At 67.3% G+C, this 18,350-nt stretch carries 18 protein-coding genes; 3 read left to right on the top strand and 15 right to left on the bottom strand.

What is annotated here, in order from left to right:
- Positions 1-353 precede the first annotated feature (353 nt).
- The 9 genes from BLT21_RS14635 to BLT21_RS14595 all read right to left on the bottom strand — a co-directional run bounded on the left by BLT21_RS14635 (position 354) and on the right by BLT21_RS14595 (position 7,588).
- Positions 354-1,130 (bottom strand): ABC transporter ATP-binding protein, encoded by a 777-nt coding sequence (locus BLT21_RS14635; protein WP_091503397.1) that lies wholly within the window; start codon positions 1,128-1,130, stop codon positions 354-356.
- Complete coding sequence (locus BLT21_RS14630; RefSeq protein ID WP_091503394.1) at positions 1,127-1,987, bottom strand: ATP-binding cassette domain-containing protein; 861 nt, start codon at positions 1,985-1,987, stop codon at positions 1,127-1,129. The genes BLT21_RS14635 and BLT21_RS14630 overlap by 4 nt, the downstream gene beginning before the upstream one ends.
- Entirely contained in the window at positions 1,984-2,856 is an 873-nt protein-coding gene (locus tag BLT21_RS14625; RefSeq protein WP_091503391.1) for an ABC transporter permease, read from the bottom strand. The genes BLT21_RS14630 and BLT21_RS14625 overlap by 4 nt, the downstream gene beginning before the upstream one ends.
- On the bottom strand, positions 2,853-3,818 hold the full coding sequence (locus BLT21_RS14620) for an ABC transporter permease (RefSeq protein WP_371113458.1): 966 nt from the start codon (positions 3,816-3,818) through the stop codon (positions 2,853-2,855). Before BLT21_RS14620 ends, BLT21_RS14625 begins: the two co-directional genes overlap by 4 nt.
- An 18-nt stretch (positions 3,819-3,836) precedes the next feature.
- Positions 3,837-5,351: an ABC transporter substrate-binding protein gene (locus tag BLT21_RS14615; RefSeq protein WP_091503387.1), complete on the bottom strand. Its 1,515-nt coding sequence runs from the start codon at positions 5,349-5,351 to the stop codon at positions 3,837-3,839.
- A gap of 81 nt (positions 5,352-5,432) precedes the next feature.
- A complete protein-coding gene (locus tag BLT21_RS14610) occupies positions 5,433-6,128 on the bottom strand; it encodes a DUF1684 domain-containing protein (RefSeq protein ID WP_256336098.1) in 696 nt (231 codons plus the stop codon).
- Between the two features lie 130 nt (positions 6,129-6,258).
- Complete coding sequence (locus tag BLT21_RS14605; protein WP_091503382.1) at positions 6,259-6,669, bottom strand: DoxX family protein; 411 nt, start codon at positions 6,667-6,669, stop codon at positions 6,259-6,261.
- Between the two features lie 9 nt (positions 6,670-6,678).
- Positions 6,679-7,140 (bottom strand): DUF3817 domain-containing protein, encoded by a 462-nt coding sequence (locus tag BLT21_RS14600; RefSeq protein ID WP_091503379.1) that lies wholly within the window; start codon positions 7,138-7,140, stop codon positions 6,679-6,681.
- Positions 7,141-7,162: 22 nt separating this feature from the next.
- Positions 7,163-7,588, bottom strand: coding sequence for a MarR family winged helix-turn-helix transcriptional regulator (locus BLT21_RS14595; RefSeq protein ID WP_091503541.1), 426 nt, complete (start codon positions 7,586-7,588; stop codon positions 7,163-7,165).
- Positions 7,589-7,990: 402 nt separating this feature from the next.
- Here BLT21_RS14595 and BLT21_RS14590 point away from each other — a divergent pair, with 402 nt between their 5' ends.
- Both BLT21_RS14590 and BLT21_RS14585 read left to right on the top strand, forming a co-directional pair.
- Positions 7,991-8,461 carry a MarR family winged helix-turn-helix transcriptional regulator gene (locus BLT21_RS14590; protein ID WP_176786929.1) on the top strand — a complete coding sequence of 157 codons (471 nt, stop codon included), beginning with the start codon at positions 7,991-7,993 and terminating at the stop codon, positions 8,459-8,461.
- 35 nt (positions 8,462-8,496) lie between these two features.
- On the top strand, positions 8,497-9,801 hold the full coding sequence (locus BLT21_RS14585) for an MFS transporter (protein WP_091503374.1): 1,305 nt from the start codon (positions 8,497-8,499) through the stop codon (positions 9,799-9,801).
- A gap of 81 nt (positions 9,802-9,882) precedes the next feature.
- On the opposite strand, the gene BLT21_RS14580 is transcribed toward BLT21_RS14585, so the two are convergent.
- From BLT21_RS14580 to nrdH, 6 genes are all read right to left on the bottom strand, one after another.
- The gene (locus BLT21_RS14580) at positions 9,883-11,052 is read right to left on the bottom strand and encodes an RtcB family protein (RefSeq protein WP_091503372.1); all 1,170 of its coding nucleotides are present in this window, start codon (positions 11,050-11,052) and stop codon (positions 9,883-9,885) included.
- Between the two features lie 794 nt (positions 11,053-11,846).
- A complete protein-coding gene (locus tag BLT21_RS14570; protein WP_143024997.1) occupies positions 11,847-12,179 on the bottom strand; it encodes a DUF3810 domain-containing protein in 333 nt (110 codons plus the stop codon).
- Between the two features lie 357 nt (positions 12,180-12,536).
- Positions 12,537-13,514 carry a class 1b ribonucleoside-diphosphate reductase subunit beta gene (nrdF, locus tag BLT21_RS14565; protein WP_091503364.1) on the bottom strand — a complete coding sequence of 326 codons (978 nt, stop codon included), beginning with the start codon at positions 13,512-13,514 and terminating at the stop codon, positions 12,537-12,539.
- 430 nt (positions 13,515-13,944) lie between these two features.
- On the bottom strand, positions 13,945-16,113 hold the full coding sequence (gene nrdE, locus BLT21_RS14555; RefSeq protein ID WP_091503359.1) for a class 1b ribonucleoside-diphosphate reductase subunit alpha: 2,169 nt from the start codon (positions 16,111-16,113) through the stop codon (positions 13,945-13,947).
- Complete coding sequence (gene nrdI, locus BLT21_RS14550) at positions 16,083-16,526, bottom strand: class Ib ribonucleoside-diphosphate reductase assembly flavoprotein NrdI (protein ID WP_176786937.1); 444 nt, start codon at positions 16,524-16,526, stop codon at positions 16,083-16,085. The genes nrdE and nrdI overlap by 31 nt, the downstream gene beginning before the upstream one ends.
- A gap of 9 nt (positions 16,527-16,535) precedes the next feature.
- Positions 16,536-16,769, bottom strand: coding sequence for a glutaredoxin-like protein NrdH (nrdH, locus tag BLT21_RS14545; protein WP_023954603.1), 234 nt, complete (start codon positions 16,767-16,769; stop codon positions 16,536-16,538).
- Between the two features lie 359 nt (positions 16,770-17,128).
- On the opposite strand from nrdH, the gene BLT21_RS14540 reads away from it, so the two are divergent.
- Positions 17,129-18,334, top strand: coding sequence for an MFS transporter (locus BLT21_RS14540; protein ID WP_091503355.1), 1,206 nt, complete (start codon positions 17,129-17,131; stop codon positions 18,332-18,334).
- The last annotated feature ends 16 nt before the right edge of the window (positions 18,335-18,350 follow it).

Here is an 18,350-nt window from a genome sequence, read left to right as displayed (position 1 = left end):
CATTTGACAAGTGCACGCTGTTGAGTTCTCAAGGATCGGACGCTCCCCCAACTGACCTCACAGCCAGCCCAGAGGGCAACTTCACAACCATACCCGATGCACATCGATCTTCGGAACCGACGCCGGCGAACCGGAGACTGCTGAAGGTGAGGTGATCGGGACCCTGTGGCAGGTCTTGGACCTGCGATACTCGGAAGCATCTGTTTCGGGTTGTTCTCCACTTGAGGGAGGCGGGACCTTCCGGCCCTCTCGCTCTTCCCTGTGGGGCGAACAAGTAATAAGTTACGCGGCTCCCGGCATCGTGGCAAAGCGGCGCGACATCCCGGGCGTGTCGCGGCCCCTGTCCCGCGTGATCACGCGGGAAGACGCGGCACGGAGGCGACGAGCTGCGCGGTGTACTCCTCGCTCGGCGAGGTGAGCAGACGGGGTGTCGGCCCCTCCTCGACGACGCGGCCGTGCTGCAGCACCGTCATCCGTTCGCACAGCGCCGACACGATCGTGAGGTCGTGCGACACCAGCAGCATGGCGATGCCCTGCTCGGACGCGAGGCGTTGGAACAGCTCGATGACGTGCATACGCACGGAGGTGTCGAGGGCGCTGACCGGTTCGTCGGCCAGCAGCACCCGCGGACGCGGTGCGAGCGCGCGGGCGATCGCGATGCGCTGCCGCTGCCCGCCGGAGAAAGCGTCCGGGTAGCGATCAGCGGACTCGGGGTCGAGGTCGACCGCGGTCAGCAGTTCCAGCACGCGTTGCCGCGCTCCGGCCCTGTCGCCCACGACACCGAGCGAGCGCAGCGGCTCCGCGATCGACTGTCCCACGGTCATCCGGGGATCGAGAGACGCGAACGGGTCCTGGTAGACCGGCTGCACCGTGCGGCGCAGCGACCGCATCTGCCGCCGATCGGCGAGGCGCAATGGCGCACCCTCGAACAGGGCGCGGCCCCCGGTCGGCGCTGCGAGGCCCAGCAACAGGCGGAGCACCGAGGTCTTGCCGGCTCCCGATTCGCCCACCAGCCCGACGGTCGCGCCCGGCACCAGCGACAGCGACACGTCGTGAAGGACGCCGGGGCCTCGCCCATAGGCGAAGTCGACGTGCTCCAGAGCCAGCACGGGGCCCGCATCGGCGGTCATCGGGACTCCTCTCGGGCGTCGGTCGGCTCGAACCCTCCGCGGCGCGACGGGTCGGCGGCGGGAAGGAAGTCGTCGAGCGCCCGCGAAGCGGCGACGAGCTGTGCGGTGTACTCGTGCTGAGGAGCCCGCAGCAGCCGAGCCGTCTCGCCGAGCTCGATCTGACGCCCGTCCCGCATCACCAGCACCCGATCGGCGATCTGGGAGACGACCGGCAGATCGTGGCTGATGAACAGCAGGGTCATCCCCCGCTCGGCGACCTCCCGCTGAAGCAGCTCGAGGATGCCGGCCTGCACGGTGACGTCCAGCGCGGTCGTCGGCTCGTCGGCGATGAGGATGCGGGGGCCGGCAGCGAGCGCCAGTGCGATCGCGACCCGCTGCCGCTGCCCACCGGAGATCTCGTGGATGAACGAGCGCGCGATGCGCTCCGGCTCGGGGAGCTGGACGTCGGCGAGTGCGTCCAGGACGCCGCGGCGCAGCTTCTCGCCCGTCAGACCCCGGTGCTTCGCGAGCGGCCACGCGAGCTGTTTGCCGACGCGCATCAGCGGGTCGAGCGACGCGAGCGGCTCTTGGAACACGGCCGAGATCGTGCGTCCGCGAACACGGTCGAGGCGGCGGGACGGCGTCGCGACGACCTCGACGGGACCGTCGTCGGTCGCGATGATCGCCGATCCGACGGGCACCAGCGGATACGCGAGGAGACCGAGCAGCGCGAGCGCCGTGAGCGACTTGCCCGACCCCGACTCGCCGATGATGCCGAGCCGCTCGCCCGGTCGCAGGCTCACGTCCACGCCGTGGACGAGCGTCCGGTCGTCGCCCAGCCGGACCCCGAGCCCGGTCGTGGTCAGCACGGGCGTCATCCGATGCTCCTCGTGGTCGGGTCGGCGATGTCTCGCAGGCCGTCGGCCAACAGGTTCGCTCCGATGATGAACGCCACGAGCAGGACCCCCGGCAGGATCGCTGCGGTCGGCGACACGAGCACCGTGCTCTGCGCCTCCTCCAGCATGCGGCCCCACGAGGCATTGGGCGGCGGGGAGCCGAGACCCAGATACGACAGCGACGCCTCGGCACCGACCGCTCCCCCGAACTGGAGGGCGAGCGGGACGATGAGGGTCGGCCAGACGTTGCGCAACACGTGCCGGAACACGATGCCCGTCCGCCCGGTGCCGGACGTCCGCGCGGCCGTGACGTAGTCCATCGCGAGCACGCGGGTCGCCGCGATCCGCGTCAGGCGCGCGATCACCGCCGCCCCCGCCAGGCCGATCGCGAGGATCGCCGATTCCAGCGACGCGCCTCGCCACGCGACGATGAGCATCGCGAGCAGGAGCGTCGGGAAGGCGATGGCGATGTCGAGCAGGCTCGTCAGCGCGTCGTCGACCCAGCGCCGGGCGACGGCGGCGAGCAGGCCCAGCCCGATTCCGATCACCGCGGCGATGACGACGGAGCCGAAGCCGACGGCGAGAGCGAGGCGCGCACCGATCATGAGCTGCGTGAACAGGTCGCGGCCCAGCCGGTCGGTACCGGCCCAGTGCTCCGCCGACGGCTGCTGCAAGCGCCCACCCCCGGTGTCGTCGAACGAGAACGGGGTCCAGAACACCGAGACGAGGCCGATCGCCGCGATCATCCCGAAGAGGATGGCGCCGACCGCGAGGTTCACCGAGCGACGCCGTCGGGGTCGTGCCCGGGCGGCCGTCGGAGCGGTGCCGCTGTCGGGGAGCGTCGTCGTCATGCCGCCGCCTTCGCTCGCCGGTTGCCCGAGATGGTGTCGCGCAGGCGCGGGTCGATCGCGCGCTGTGCGACGTCGGCGGCGAAGCCGAGCAGCAGCACGAGAGCGGTCGAGAACAACAGGACCCCCTGCACGCTGGGGAAGTCTTGTTCCTTGATCCCCACGAGCAGCATGTCTCCCAGCCCCGGCAGGGCGAAGACCCGTTCGATGATGACCGCTCCCACGAAGGTCGTCGACAGCTGGATGGCGAGGATCGATATGAGCGGGACGATCGCGTTCCGCACGCCGTGGCGCCAGATCGCGGTCGCGAAGCTCTGCCCCGTGGCGCGTGCGGCGCGGAGGTACTGCTGTCCGAGGACGTCGAGCGTCGCGCTGCGGACGTAGCGCGCCAGGTCGCTGCCCGCGACGAGGGCGATCGTCAGCACCGGCAGGGTCAGCGACACGAGGGCGGCCCCGGGATCCTCCCAGTCGCGACGAGGGAAGCCGCCCGCCGGCAGCAGCCGCCAGTTGAGTGCGAACACCGCCACCAGCAGGATCCCCACCCAGAAGACGGGGATCGCGCCGCCCAGCTGCGACACCGCCGAGAAGGCGGTGCCGTACCAGGTGCGCGCCCGCCACGCCGCGATGAAGCCGACTGGAACGGCGATGACCACCGACAGCGCGAAGGCGATCAAGGTCAGAGGCAGCGTGACGTTGAGGCGCCGCAGGATCTCGTCGCCCACCGGCAGGTTGTTGGTGAACGAGCGGCCGAGGTCGAAGCTCGCGAGCTGTCCGAGATACGAGACGAACTGCTCCGGGATCGGCCGATCCACACCCAAGCGCGCGGCGGCCGCCGCGATCTCGGCATCCGTCGCGCCCACCGAGATGAGCGCGAACACGGGATTGCCGAGCACGCGCAGCACGACGAACAGGATCACCACGGCCAGCGCGAACGCCAGCAGCAGCAATCCTGTCCGTCGAAGCAGATACCGGGTGATGGGAGATCAGGCCTTCGTGATGTCGGAGACGTAGAAGAGCGAGTTCAGTCCATTCTTCGGCACGCCCGAGACGCCCTCGGCCGCGACGCGCAGCTGCGGGTTCAGGTAGAGCCAGACGCTCGCCGCGTCGTCCGAGATCTGCTGATTGGCCTTCTTGATGAGCTCGGTCTGCTCCTCGACGGACGACGCCGCCTCGGATTCGGCGAGCCACGTCTGCACATCGGCGTTGTCGTAGCCCCAGTAGAAGTCGGGGTTGCCGTAGAAGTTGATGTCGCGGTCGTTGACGTGGCCCTGGAGGGTCGCCTCGAAGTTGTTCTCCGTGTAGACCTTCTGGTACCACTCGTCATCGGTGATGATGTTGATGTTCAGCGTGATGCCGACCTTCGCGAGCTCCGACTTGAGGAACTCCGCCACCGTCGAGTGCACGCCCGAGTCGGGGGTGTCGACGGTGAACGAGAAGCCCGCCTCCTGGCCGGCTTCGGCGAGCAGCTGCTCGGCCAGCTCGGGGTCGTACGGGTTGTTGTCCGCGAGATCGAGATACCAGGGCTCGGACGGGGGCACCATCGAACCGATGAGCTCACCGCGGCCGTCCCAGATCGCATCGAGCAGCTTCTCGCGATCGATCGCCGAGTAGATCGCCTTGCGGACGCGCACGTCGTTGAACGGAGCGATGCGGTCGTTGAATGCGAGCAGCTCCTTCGTCGTCGAGGTTCCCTCGATGATCTGGAAGCCCGCGGCCTCGAACTCGCCGATGCTGTCGGGGTTCGACTGGCTCGTGACGAGGTCGACCGCACCGGTCGTCAGCGCGTTGTTCAGAGCTGTCGGGTCGGCGTAGTACTGATAGACGACGCCGCCGTTCGCGGGAGCATCCCCCCAGTAGTCGTCGTTCACGTCGAGGGTGATCGAGTCGCCCTTGCGGTAGTCGCCCAGCTCGTAGGGGCCCGTTCCGTCGGCCGTCGCGGTGAGGTCGCCGGCCTCTTCGTTGACGATCCACACGTAGCCGAGGTTGTAGGTGAAGCTGATGGACGGCTGCGACAGGGTCACCTCGACCGTCTTGTCGTCGACGGCGGCGACGCTGTCGATGACGCTCAACTGACGCTTGCGAGCGGCGATCGAATCGTCGCCCACGAAGCGCTCGAGACTGTACTTGACGTCCTCGGCGGTGAGCTCCTTGCCGGAGTGGAACGTCGCGTCCTCGAGCGTGAAGGTGTACACGAGGCCGTCGGCCGACACGGCGGTCTCGGCCGCGAGGAGCGGCTCGACCTGCGCGTCGTCGGTGATGCGGAACAGGCCCTCGTACACATTGCCGGTGAAGACCTCGGTGACTCCGGACGAACCGCCGAAGATCTGGTCGAGATTGGTCGGCTCATTCTGCGATCCGACGACGATCTCGGCATCCGGGTCGCTCGCGCCCGCCGAACCGGCGGGGTCGGCGGAACCGGAGCAGCCGGCCAGGACGAGGAGGCCGGCCGTCGCTGCCGCGGAGGCGACGACGAGCCGGGAGAAGCCGCGTGAAGTCACGGGTGTTCCTTTGCTGTGGAGGGGTGCGGTGGTGCGTGGTGCGGCGCGCCACCGTGTCGCGGGATGCGGGTGGGGGGGGTGTCAGAGGGAGAAGTCGCCGGCGAACCGGACCTTCTTCTCGCCGGCGCGAACCGGGAAGGGCAGACGGTTCTGCAGCGGCGGCAGCGGGCAGTTCATCTGGTTCGAGAAGCCGCAGGGCGGCACGACCGCCCGGTTGAAGTCGACCGTCACCGGCGTGCTGTCGCCGGGCGCGAGGTCGCCCGTGGCGCCGGGATGATCGAGGAAGAGGAAGCGACCGGCGCCATAGCTCTCTGCGCCGTTGGTCTGATCGCCGAACACCAGATGGAGCTTGGGCCCGCCGTAGTTCGTGTCGAATGCGGCGAGTCGGTACTCCGTGCCATCGATGACGAACACGAGGTCGCCGGACACCGGCAGCCCGCGCGTCGCGCCACCGTCCTTGATGTGCTCGAAGGGCACGACGCGGTCTTCGTCGACGAGCTCGAAGCGGCCCTCGATCACCCACGCGGGGTCGAAGTCGTAGCGCTCGATCTCCTCGAACGCCTCATTCGCCGGGGAGTCCTGCTGCCAGATCCGATAACCCTCCTGCGGGAGGCCGGTCTCGATGTCCGTCCGCTGGAGGCGGGTGAGGAGAGCGTCGACGGGATGCCCGGCACGTGCCGCCGCATCGTCGACGGCGGGCTCACCGGGAGCCGACCAGTGCGTGAGGACGAGAGCGAGCGAACCCTGCGGGGCCGTCACCGCGGCACGGCGCGACACGGCCCAGTCTCGGTACTCGGACGCTGCCGAGGAATCGGACGCTGTGGACGCGGACGCGGATGTGCTCACCATGACAGGCAACCAAACGCACGGCCCCGACGAGAAATTCCGTGTCGGACTGTTGCAGGCGTCACCCCGCGCGCCCGGGCGTGTCGTTCCCGCCGCCTCCTGCCCACAGCGCCCACGCCACGAGGACCGGCTGCAGGAAGAGTCGTCCGAAACGGCGGCGGTCCGTGTCGAGGCCGGGTGCCGAGGCACCCGTACGCCACTGATGCACGTTCCCCGGCAGGACGGCGACGAAGAACGCCGCGATCGCCGCCCCGATCCGCCGGCGTTCCTTCGGCAGCGCGACGAGACCGGCGCCGAGCACGATCTCGACGGCGCCGCTGGCGACGACGATCATGTCCTTGTCCGTGCGCAGCACCCGTGTCGCCCAGTCGGGGACCGCGATGCGGTACCCGCGCCGGAGAACGGTGAGGTGAGCCGTGCCGGCGGCGATCAGCAGGGCGGCGAGGGCGAAGCGGGCAACAGTGCGCAGCATCCGCTCACGCTACGCCCGCCCGGGAGGCCCGATGACCAGCAGCGCGACATATGCGGTGACGATACCGACCGCGAGGATCACGGCGAGGACGATCGGTCGACGAACGAACCAGCGCAGGAACCCGTCGAGCGGCCGCCGGTCTCGCGGGTCTTCTGTCGCCTCCGTGCGCCACTCTCCGGCGAGGAGGCCGCGCCGCCGCAGCACCATCTCGGTGGGCACCGTCGCGTACGGGACGATCGCGGCACCGACGGCGCACACGGTCGGCACGATCGACCATCTGTTGTTCCATGCGACGAGCACGGCGGTCGCCCCGTAACAGAGGAACACGAAACCGTGGATGCCGCCGCCGATCGTCACGGCGACCGGCAGGTCGAACGCCGACCTGATCACCAGACCGAGGATCAGCAGCGTCCACGAGATCGCCTCCGCGATCGCGAGTGAGCGGAAAGCGGTCAGCGGAGTTCGGAACACCTCCGCACCCTATCGAGCGCGGTCAGACGATTCCTGCGCGGATGCCGTCCATCGAGGCCGCGAGACCCGGCATGTGGTCGCTGAGGGTCGAATCGAGCTCGAGGAGGCGTTGGTGCGCGAGCTCCATGACCTGGAGGCCCTTCGCCGTGATGCGTAGATCGGACGCCGAGCCCGCGTGGGCGGTCGCGTCGGCGACGAGCCCCTCGTCGACGAGAGTGCGCACGGCGGTGTGGGCCGACTGCACCGTGATGTGCGAGCGGCGCGCCAGTTCGGAGAACGAGATGCCCGGCTCGGAGCCGATGTGGCCGAGAAGGCCGAACTTGCGTGTGGACAGTCCGAGGTCGCGCAGTGCCGCCGAGAGCCGGCCCTCCCACGACGCCGATACGGCGATGAGCGCGATGACCGGGCTGAACCTCGGTTCGCGCGTGGGGACAGTGGTTTCCGACACGACCACGATTGTAGGAGGAGCGGCCCGCTCCGCGCGGGTGATCCGATCGACGGGAGTTGTGTCGCGGCTATGAGGGTCGTCCGGCGACACGGGCACGCACGCGTAACGCGCCGTCGACCGTTCGTCAAGGACCACGCATCGCGCATCGGCGATAGTCAAGATGGGAGCACGGACGAAGCGGGAGGATCATCATGATCGCGTACGAAGAGCAGGACGAGCAGAATACCGACATCCGCGGCGAGAAGCCGTTCGGTCAATGGCTCGGCCTCATCAACGGCGGCCGCTGACACCACACGAATGCCCCCGGCATCCTCTCTCGCGAGGAGGATGCCGGGGGCATCGTCATGCGCGGAGCTCTCGCGCAAGAACATAGTTCATCTATGCATGTTGTATAGTCAAGCTATGCAGTTGATAGATGGGGCGGCAGCGGACATCAACCCGGACGCCGCGGCTCACCTGTCGCCCGTCCGCCTGATGTCATCGTCGAGCCGGTTCAACCGTGCCGTCGCGCGGCGCGTCGAGACCAGCGCCGCGGCGGGCACCTGGCGGGCACTGGCCGCCCTCGACGAGCTCGGGCCGACCCGCGTGAGCGACCTCGCCGAATGGCAGCGCGTGAGCCAGCCCACCATGACGACGCTCGTGCGGCGCATGGAACAGGAGGGGCTCGTGCAGCGCGAGCCCGACCCCGGGGACGGCCGGGCCTCGCTCGTGTCGATCACCGAAGAGGGACGTCACCAGTTCGAGGTGTTCCGCGCCCAGGCGATCGAGGTGACCGCTCCCGCATGGGGCCGGCTGAGCGACTCGGACCGCGCGGTGCTCGTGCGCGCCGCGGAGCTGCTCGCCGCGTTGCTCGAGGAGCCCGAACTGCGATGACCACGACAGAGAGGAAGGCACGCGTGACAAGCGCAATGAAGTCAGACCGGACGGCACACGACCGGACGAATGCGACAGCCGAGACCGCGAAGGCGTCGATCTGGCGGCAGCCCGTCGCGGTGTGGGCGATCGCCTTCGCTTGCACGGTGTCGTTCATGGGCATCGGCCTGGTCGACCCGATCCTGCCCGCGATCAGCCGCGAGCTCGATGCGACGCCGTCCGAGACGATGCTGCTGTTCACCAGCTACCTCTTCATCACCGGCATCGTCATGCTGTTCGCCAGCTGGGTGTCATCGAGGCTCGGCGTCAAGAAGACCCTGCTCCTCGGGCTCGCCCTCATCGTGGTCTTCGCCGCCGCTGCCGGGATGTCGGGCGGCGTGGTGGAGATCATCGGCTTCCGCGCCGGCTGGGGTGTCGGCAACGCCCTGTTCATCGCCACCGCCCTCGCGGCGATCGTGGGAGCGGCCAGTGGCGGCAGCCGCCAGGCGATCGTGCTCTATGAGGCATCCCTCGGCATCGGCCTCGCCGTGGGGCCGCTCCTCGGGGGCGCGCTCGGCGAGCTGTCATGGCGCGGACCGTTCTTCGGCACCGCAGCGCTGATGGCGATCGCCCTGCTGGCGATCCTCGTGGTGTTCCGCTCCCCCGCTCCGGCCGCGGGGGCCGTCGCACCGGCCAAGGTGTCGTTCCTCGCCTCGTTCCGCGCGTTGCGGAATCCGGCGCTGCTGACCCTCTCGCTGACGGCGTTCTTCTACAACGTCGCGTTCTTCGTGCTGCTGGCCTACAGCCCGTATCCCATCGAGGAGGCCGCGGCGCAGGCCGGCATGACGTTCGGCGCGCACGAGCTCGGTCTCGTCTTCTTCGGTTGGGGACTCGCCGTCGCGCTCACATCGGTCCTGGTCGCGCCCGTCCTGACGCGCCGACTCGGACTGCGTCCGGTGCTCTTCACGATGCTCGGGCTGCTTGCGGTCGCTGAGGCCGTCCTCGCGGTCGGCATCGACAGCGCGACCGTGCTGATCGTCACGGTGATCGTCGCGGGCCTGTTCCTCGGGGTGCTGAACACGGCACTCACCGAGGCCGTCATGGAGGCGACCGACCTGCCCCGGAACGTCGCGAGCGGCACCTATTCCGGCGTGCGGTTCATCGGCGGTGCGATCGCGCCCGCCGTGGCCGGTCCGCTGGCCGCTGCACTCACTCCCAGCGCGCCGTACTGGCTGGGTGTGGCCGCGCTCGTCGTCGCGATCGTGATCCTCGCGGCCGCCGGCCGCACCCTCGGCCACCTCGGTCGCCCGCACGAGAGCGCCGTGGCCGAGGCGTCCGACATCGGTCAGGGCGACGCCTGACCAGAGGGCATCTGCACGTCGGAGGGTGGACTCCTGGGAGCCACCCTCCGACATGCTTTCTTCCTCCGATGGGGATGCGGGTCAGTCGCCCTTCACGTTCACCAGCTGCCGCAGCGTGTGCCGCACCTCGACCAGGCCGGCGGCATCCTCCATCACCCGGTCGATCGGCTTGTACGCCTGCGGGATCTCGTCGATGAAGGCGTCCGTGTCGCGGAACTCGATGCCCACCATCGCTTCACGCAGCTGGTCGTGCGTGAAGGTTCGGCGCGCGGCCGACCGCGAGTACTCACGGCCCGCCCCGTGGGGCGACGAGTTCAGTGACAGCGGGTTCCCCAGACCGGAGACGACGTACGACGCCGTGCCCATCGACCCCGGGATGAGGCCCGGCCTGCCGGCATCCGCCTGGATCGCCCCCTTGCGCGACACCCACACCTGCTTGCCGAAGTGCTTCTCGCTCTCGGTGAAGTTGTGGTGGCAGTTGATGCGCTCGAGCTCCTCGACGTCTGCGCCCATCGTCTCCGACAGCTGCCGAGTCACGCGGTCCATCATCTCTTCGCGGTTGAGGAGCGCGAAGTGCTGCGCCCACCGGAGCTCGCGGATGTAGCGCCGGAACTCCTCCGTCCCCTCGACGAGGTACGCGAGGTCGGTGTCCGGCAGGTCGATCCACCACTGCTTGGCGAGCCGCTGCGCGACCCCGATGTGGTGCGTCGCGATCTTGTTGCCCACTCCCCGCGAACCGGAGTGCAGGAACATCCAGACCGCGTCGGCCTCGTCGACAGACACCTCGATGAAGTGGTTGCCCGACCCGAGCGATCCGAGCTGGTTCCGCCAGTGCCCGGCGTAACGGGCGGGGTCGAACTCGCTCTTCTCCGCCAGCTCCTCCAGCTCGGCGATGCGCGGTTCGGCGGTCGCGACGATCTTGCGGTTGTCCCGACCCGCCGACAGCGGGATCGCCCGCTCGATCTGCTCGCGCAGCGACCCCAGGTCGCGAGCGATCAGCTGCGACTTCGTGAACTGCGTGCGGACGGCGATCATGCCGCATCCGATGTCGACGCCGACGGCGGCCGGCATGATCGCCCCGAGCGTCGGGATCACCGATCCGACGGTCGCCCCCTTGCCGAGGTGCGCGTCCGGCATGAGCGCCAAATGCGGGTGAATGAACGGCATGCTCGACGCGGTGCGAGCCTGATCGAGAGTCTTCTCGTCGATGATGCTCGCCCACGACAGCAGCCTGTTCGAGAGCTTCTCCATGGTTCCTTTCCTTGTGATGGCGGTCCGGGAACGGGCGCATGGAGAGGAACACACGAACGCCCCGGACCTGTGCGGTGCGGGGCGTTCTGACAGTGGCGGTGTCAGACGTCTCGCACCGGAGGGTACGGCTCATAGCGGAGCTGGAACTGGTCCAGGTCCGCTGCGATCAGGCGCTCATTGCGCATGGTCATGCCGTTCCTCCGGTGATGCTGTGCGGATTCGCGCAGCCTCGTCACGTTACGGGACGAGGAAGCGCGCCGTCAACGGCGAAGGTGGCGCGTGCAAAGGGAATCGGCTCGGCCAGCGTCTTTCGCTCGTTGGTTCTGCGTCGCATCACCGAAGCTGTCTATACCAATAGCACTCAGGTCGCAGCAAGGTCTGGACGAGGTATCTGACACACGAGCACATTGCGATGGTGCACGGCATAAGGCGCTTCGCGAGCGCGTACCTGAGCGAGATCTTCAATGAGCCCGACGCGGGGAAGCGACACGCAGCGGTCGACCGTCTCATCCATCCCGATGTCTGCCACGTCAGCTTCGACAGCTCGGTGTACGGACGGGCCGGGTTCGAACGTCGGATAGAGGAGCTGCGCTCGAGCCTCCCGCATGCTGCCCGCGCAGAGCTACGGCATCCACCCGTTGTTCGCGCGAACACGATGACCTTCAGCTGGCGCTTGGTCGAAGAACGCGGCCAGGTTTTCGCTTTCGGGAGCGCATTCGTCGTCTTCACCGGACGCCTAGCCGCGTGGATCTACACCACGGTCAACGCAGACACCGGCCAGCGACCTTCGTGAGTCACCCAGACAGGATCCGCAAGCGGGCGGCCGCGCGCTCTTCCGCAGTGATCGCCCCCGACTCGGCTAACCGATCGATCTCCGCGAGCTGACTCTCGAGGTCCGCGCGACGCGGACGCAGCACCTGACTGTCGAGCAGAGCATTCGCGACATCGGCCTCGATCGTGTCTGGGTTCCTTCCTGCCCGCCGCAGGACTCGCCGGTTCCGCACGATCGCGTAGATGACGTAGACGAACGCCAGGACGATCAGCACAGACACGACCCCGAACACGATCGGGAACCAATTCGAGATCTCTGACCCAGGCATAGCGGAAATGCTCGATTCGCCGATCATCCCGACACCGTAGCCGCCCAGCTGCGGCGCGGAAACCCCCCAAGATGACCCCGCGCACGATGCCTGTCCTCGCCCAGTGAGCACCCGAGCAGGTCCACGCGGTCGCCGCCAGACCGGTACGCGACGCCGTCGGGACAGACGGTCGAGCGGCGACGTCGAGCGCCGCTGCTGGATGTGGGCGGGCGGCGTCCGGGAGCTCAGCGGCGATCGTGGTGAGCAGAGCGCGCGCTGCTGCCGTGTCGTAGCGGGTGTGGGCAGAACGTGGTCAGAACGACGAAAGGCCCCCGGCTGACCGCCCAGATGGGCGACCGGCCGGGGGCCTTTGTGACGCTCTAGATCCGCGGAATCACGCGGGACTCAGAAGTCCCAGTCCTCGTCTTCGGTGGCCTCGGCCTTGCCGATGACGTACGACGAGCCCGACCCCGAGAAGAAGTCGTGGTTCTCGTCGGCGTTCGGCGAGAGGGCCGACAGGATCGCCGGGTTCACGTTGGTGACCGTGGCGGGGAACATCGCCTCGAAGCCGAGGTTCATCAGCGCCTTGTTGGCGTTGTAGTGCAGGAACTTCTTGACGTCCTCGGTCAGGCCGACGGCGTCGTAGAGATCCTGCGTGTACTGCACCTCGTTGTCGTAGAGCTCGTAGAGCAGCGAGAACGTGTAGTCCTTGATCTCGTCGCGCTCGGCCTGCGTGAGCTGCTCGTAGCCCTTCTGGAACTTGTAGCCGATGTAGTAACCGTGCACGGCCTCATCGCGGATGATGAGGCGGATGATGTCCGCGGTGTTGGTCAGCTTCGCCTTCGCCGACCAGTGCAGCGGCAGGTAGAAGCCCGAGTAGAACAGGAACGACTCGAGCAGGGTCGAGGCGACCTTGCGCTTGAGGGGCTCGTCGCCACGGTAATAATCCATGACGATCGAGGCCTTCTTCTGAAGGTTCGGGTTCTCGACCGACCAGCGGAACGCGTCGTCGATCTCGGGCGTCGAGGCGAGCGTCGAGAAGATCGACGAGTAGCTCTTCGCGTGCACCGACTCCATGAACGCGATGTTCGTGTAGACGGCCTCCTCATGCGGGGTGATCGCATCAGGGATGAGCGAGACGGCGCCGACGGTGCCCTGGATCGTGTCGAGGAGCGTCAGCCCCGTGAACACGCGCATCGTGAGCGTTTGCTCGTCAGGGGTCAGCGTGTTCCACGACTGGATGTCGTTCGACAGCGGCACCTTCTCGGGCAGCCAGAAGTTGTTCACCAGACGGTTCCAGACCTCGAGGTCCTTATCGTCCTGGATGCGGTTCCAGTTGATCGCCTGCACGTGGTCGATGAGCTTGAGCGGTTCGGGAGTCATGGCTGTTCCTTGGCTTCTCAGCATGCGGGGCGAGCAGTGCGCTCGCCCCGCATGGATCAGATCATTTGTCGGATTGTTGTCTGAGGACTGCGGGCCGCGTCCCTCGCCGTCACGAACTGCCCTGACCCCGCATCCCGATGGACCGGGGTCCGGTTCGCCGTTCCGGCTCCGACGCGCTCCGTGGTTGTGTACTGCGGCCAGCGTGCAGCAGTCGCGTTGGATACGAACTGCCCAGTGCGGGCGCTACGGTTGACGGTCGCCATGGCTTCCGTCCTTCCTCCGCCGATGAGGCGGATTGTCCGCGGTGAGCCTGAAGTACTTCTCTCCAGTTCAACTCGTACTAGGCTGTTCGGACGGTTGTGCAAACCGAAAGCCTCGCTCCGCGGGGTGATCTGAGGCCGAAGTGTTAGCGCACTTCGGCCTCAGACAATCACAGCATGCAGCTGACGCACTCGGACATGTCGGTGCCCTCGAGAGCCATCTGCCGCAGGCGGATGTAGTAGATCGTCTTGATGCCCTTGCGCCAGGCGTAGATCTGCGCCTTGTTGATGTCGCGCGTGGTCGCGGTGTCCTTGAAGAACAGCGTGAGCGACAGGCCCTGATCGACGTGCTGGGTGGCGGCGGCGTAGGTGTCGATGACCTTCTCGTAGCCGATCTCGTACGCGTCTTCGTAGTACTCGAGGTTGTCGTTCGTCATGAACGGCGCCGGGTAGTACACGCGACCGAGCTTGCCTTCCTTGCGGATCTCGATCTTCGACGCGATGGGGTGGATCGACGACGTCGAGTTGTTGATGTACGAGATCGACCCGGTCGGCGGCACCGCCTGCAGGTTCTGGTTGTAGATGCCGTGCTGCTGGACCGAGGCCTTCAGCTCGCGCCAGTCGTCCTGCGTGGGGATGTGGATGCCGTCGAACAGACCCTTCACCTTGTCGGTCTGCGGCGCCCACTCCTGCTCGATGTACTTGTCGAAGAACTCCCCCGACGCGTAGGTCGAATCGGCGAAGCCCTCGAAGGACGACTCGCGCTCGATCGCGATCTTGTTCGACGCCTGCAGGGCGTGGAACAGCACCGTGTAGAAGTAGATGTTCGTGAAGTCGATGCCCTCTTCCGAGCCGTAGAACACGTGCTCACGAGCGAGGTATCCGTGCAGGTTCATCTGGCCGAGACCGATCGCGTGGGACCGGTCGTTGCCGTCCTCGATGGAGCGCACCGATGCGATGTGGCTCTGGTCGCTCACCGCGGTGAGGGCGCGGATGCTGGTCTCGACCGTCTGGGCGAGGTCCTTGCCGTCCATCGCCAGGGCGATGTTCATCGACCCGAGGTTGCAGGAGATGTCCTTGCCGATCTGGGCGTACGAGAGGTCCTCGTTGTAGGTCGTCGGGGTGTTGACCTGCAGGATCTCCGAGCAGAGGTTGGACATGTTGATCCGACCCTTGATCGGGTTGGCCTTGTTCACCGTGTCCTCGAACATGATGTAGGGGTAGCCCGACTCGAACTGGATCTCGGCGAGGGTCTGGAAGAACTCGCGCGCGTTGATCTTCGTCTTCTTGATGCGAGCGTCGTCGACCATCTCGCGGTACTTCTCGGTGACCGAGATGTCGCCGAACGGGACGCCGTAGACCTTCTCGACGTCGTAGGGCGAGAAGAGGTACATGTCTTCGCCGTTGCGAGCGAGCTCGAAGGTGATGTCGGGGATCACGACGCCGAGCGAGAGCGTCTTGATGCGGATCTTCTCGTCGGCGTTCTCGCGCTTGGTGTCGAGGAACTTGAGGATGTCGGGGTGGTGGGCCGACAGGTACACGGCACCCGCGCCCTGGCGTGCGCCGAGCTGATTCGCGTAGCTGAAGCTGTCTTCGAGCAGCTTCATGACGGGGATGATGCCCGACGACTGGTTCTCGATCTGCTTGATCGGGGCGCCCGCCTCGCGGATGTTCGACAGCAGCAGGGCGACGCCACCGCCGCGCTTCGACAGCTGCAGCGCCGAGTTGATGCCGCGGGCGATCGACTCCATGTTGTCTTCGATGCGGAGCAGGAAGCACGACACGAGCTCGCCGCGCTGCGCCTTGCCCGTGTTGAGGAAGGTGGGCGTGGCGGGCTGGAAGCGACCGGAGATGATCTCGTCGACGATCTGCGTCGCGAGCTTCTCGTCGCCGTCGGCGAGGCCGAGCGCCGTCATGACGACCCGGTCCTCGAAACGCTCGAGGTAGCGCTTGCCGTCGAACGTCTTGAGCGTGTAGCTCGTGTAGTACTTGAACGCGCCGAGGAAGGTCTCGAAGCGGAACTTCTTGCCGTACGCGAAGTCGTTGAGCTGCTGGATGAAGTCGAGCGAGTACTTCTCGATGACCGCCGGCTCGTAGTACTCCTTCTCGACGAGGTAGTCGAGGCGCTCCTTGAGCGAGTGGAAGAAGACCGTGTTCTGGTTGACGTGCTGCAGGAAGTACTCCCGCGCCGCACGCTTGTCGGCGTCGAACTGGATCTTGCCGTCCGCGCCGTAGAGGTTGAGCATCGCGTTGAGGGCGTGGTAGTCGAGCCCCTCGAAGCGCGTGTCGACCTTGAAGCCGTTATCGGTCAAGGCCGTTTCCAGTGCTGATTCCACCATCGTTCCAATCCTGCGCTCACGCGCTCGACGTCTTCTGGCGTGCCGAACAGTTCCACCTTGTCCAAGTGCGGCACGGAGCACTTGCGGCTGATGATGTCGCCGGCGAGGCAGTACGACTCGCCGAAATTCGTGTTGCCGGTGGAGATGACTCCACGGAGCAGGGTGCGGTTGCGCACGTCGTTCAAGAAGCGGACGACCTGCTTGGGCACCGCACCCTTCTCCTCACCGCGTCCCTGTCCCCCGCCGTAGGTGGGAGTGACGAGCACGAAGGGCTCGGTCATGACGAGAGGCGTCGGTGAGGAGTGAAGGGGGATGCGGAGCGCCGGGAGACCGAGCTTGTCGATGAATCGCGCGGTGTTGCCGGAGACGCTCGAGAAGTACACGAGCAGAGGCGCCCGCGTCGCGACCGCCATGCTCATGGTTCAGGCGAAGCGAGCGGCCAGCTCGTCGATCTTGTCGGGACGGAAGCCCGACCAGTGGTCCTCGTCGGTGATGACGACGGGGGCCTGCAGGTAACCGAGCGACTTGACGCGCTCGAGCGCTGCCGGGTCCTCGGAGAGGTCGAGGACGTCGTATTCGATGCCCTTGGAGTCCAGCGCACGGTACGTCGCGTTGCACTGCACGCAGGAGGGCTTGGTGTAGACCGTGATCGCCATGTCGAGTGTGGTTTCCCTTCGCTTCTTACGCATCTCCGGCTGAGAACCCGCCGGGACCTCAATACTACATATGGGTGCCGACATCGGGGGGCACCACAAGGGGTAGTAGTTACAAGTCTGTAGTTTTGCACCGCTCTCCCCAGGTACAACACATCTTGTCCACCGTTTCATCCACAGTTCTGCGGCCGAACCGGGGGCCCGATCGACCCGTGTTTCCGCGCCTCTCGTCGTCGCGCGCCGAGTCTGTCCACAGGTCGGACGGTAGACCGGCCCACAGACATCCGATTCGGACGGATCTCGTCGCGTCGGCGTGTCGCGGCGTGTCGCCGGAAGGCCGCCGGAATCGCTACCGTGGAGGGGTGGCGGGATACGGAGAACTGCTGCGCACACCGGGTGTCGCGCGCATCATCGCCGCACAGTTGACCGCGCGCTTTCCGAACGGGATGACGAGCCTCGCCGTCCTGCTTCACATCGAGCACGTCACCGGCTCCTACGGGGCGGCCGGTCTGGTCCTGGCGGCCACGTCAGTCGGACAGGCGATCGCGGGACCCGTGACGAGCCGGTGGATGGGCGTATGGGGCATGCGGCGCGTGCTCACGCTCACCCTGGCGGTATGCGCGGCCGCGATCGCTCTGCTCGCGCTGCTCGAGGTCCCGCTGCCTGTCTACATGATGCTCGGTCTGGTCGCCGGGCTCTCGACGCCTCCCGTGCAGTCGGCCGTGCGGACGATCTACCCCAAGATGGTGACCTCGCGTCAGCTCACACCGCTGTTCTCGCTCGACGCGTCGCTGCAGGAGATCATCTGGATCATCGCCCCGGTGCTCATCACCGTCGTCGCGCTGCAGGCGGGCACGGTTCCCGGGCTGCTGCTCATCGTCGTCATCCTCATCGCCGGCGGCGCCTGGTTCATCCTCTCCCCCGAGGTCGGCCGCGTGCGCATCCCGCGCAGCCGGCGCAGCCTCGGCCGTGTGCTGCTCAAGCCTCCGGTCGCACTCGCGACGGCCACCGGCTTCCTCCTCATCGGCGCGTGCGCGGCGGTCGAGGCGGGGGTGGTCGCCTCCTTCGGTCACAGCGGACTCGAGTCGGGCATCGTTCTCGCCGTGTTCGCCGTGGGCAGCCTCGCCGGCGGCCTGTCGTTCGGTCACATCCCGATCGGGCGGTGGGCGATGGCGCGACGTTTCCTCATCGTCACGGTGGGACTCTCCGCGACCATCTTCTCCCTGAACGCGTGGTGGCTCGGCGGCTCGCTCCTGATCGCGGGCGTCGGCATCGCGCCCGCGTTGGCCGTGATGTTCGCCATCACCTCGGCGAGCGTGAAGTTCAGCGAGACGGCCGAGGCGTACGGCTGGATCGGAACGGGGCAGCTCATCGGCGCAGCAGCCGGCTCCGCGGTCGCAGGCTTCCTCATCGACGGGGTCGGGCCGCAGGGCGCCTACATCGCCGCGACGCTCTTCGCCGCCGCCGGGCTCATCGTCGCCGCGGCGTGCGTGCGGTGGTTCCCCGACCTGCGCGGCCGCGACTCGTCGCCGATCCCCGACACCGAGCCGGTCCACACCATCACCTGACCGCGCGCGCGGCGCG

It is taken from the genome of Microbacterium sp. cf332 (assembly GCF_900102175.1).
Lineage (GTDB): Bacteria > Actinomycetota > Actinomycetes > Actinomycetales > Microbacteriaceae > Microbacterium.
This window is presented reverse-complemented; position numbering and strand designations above follow the sequence as displayed.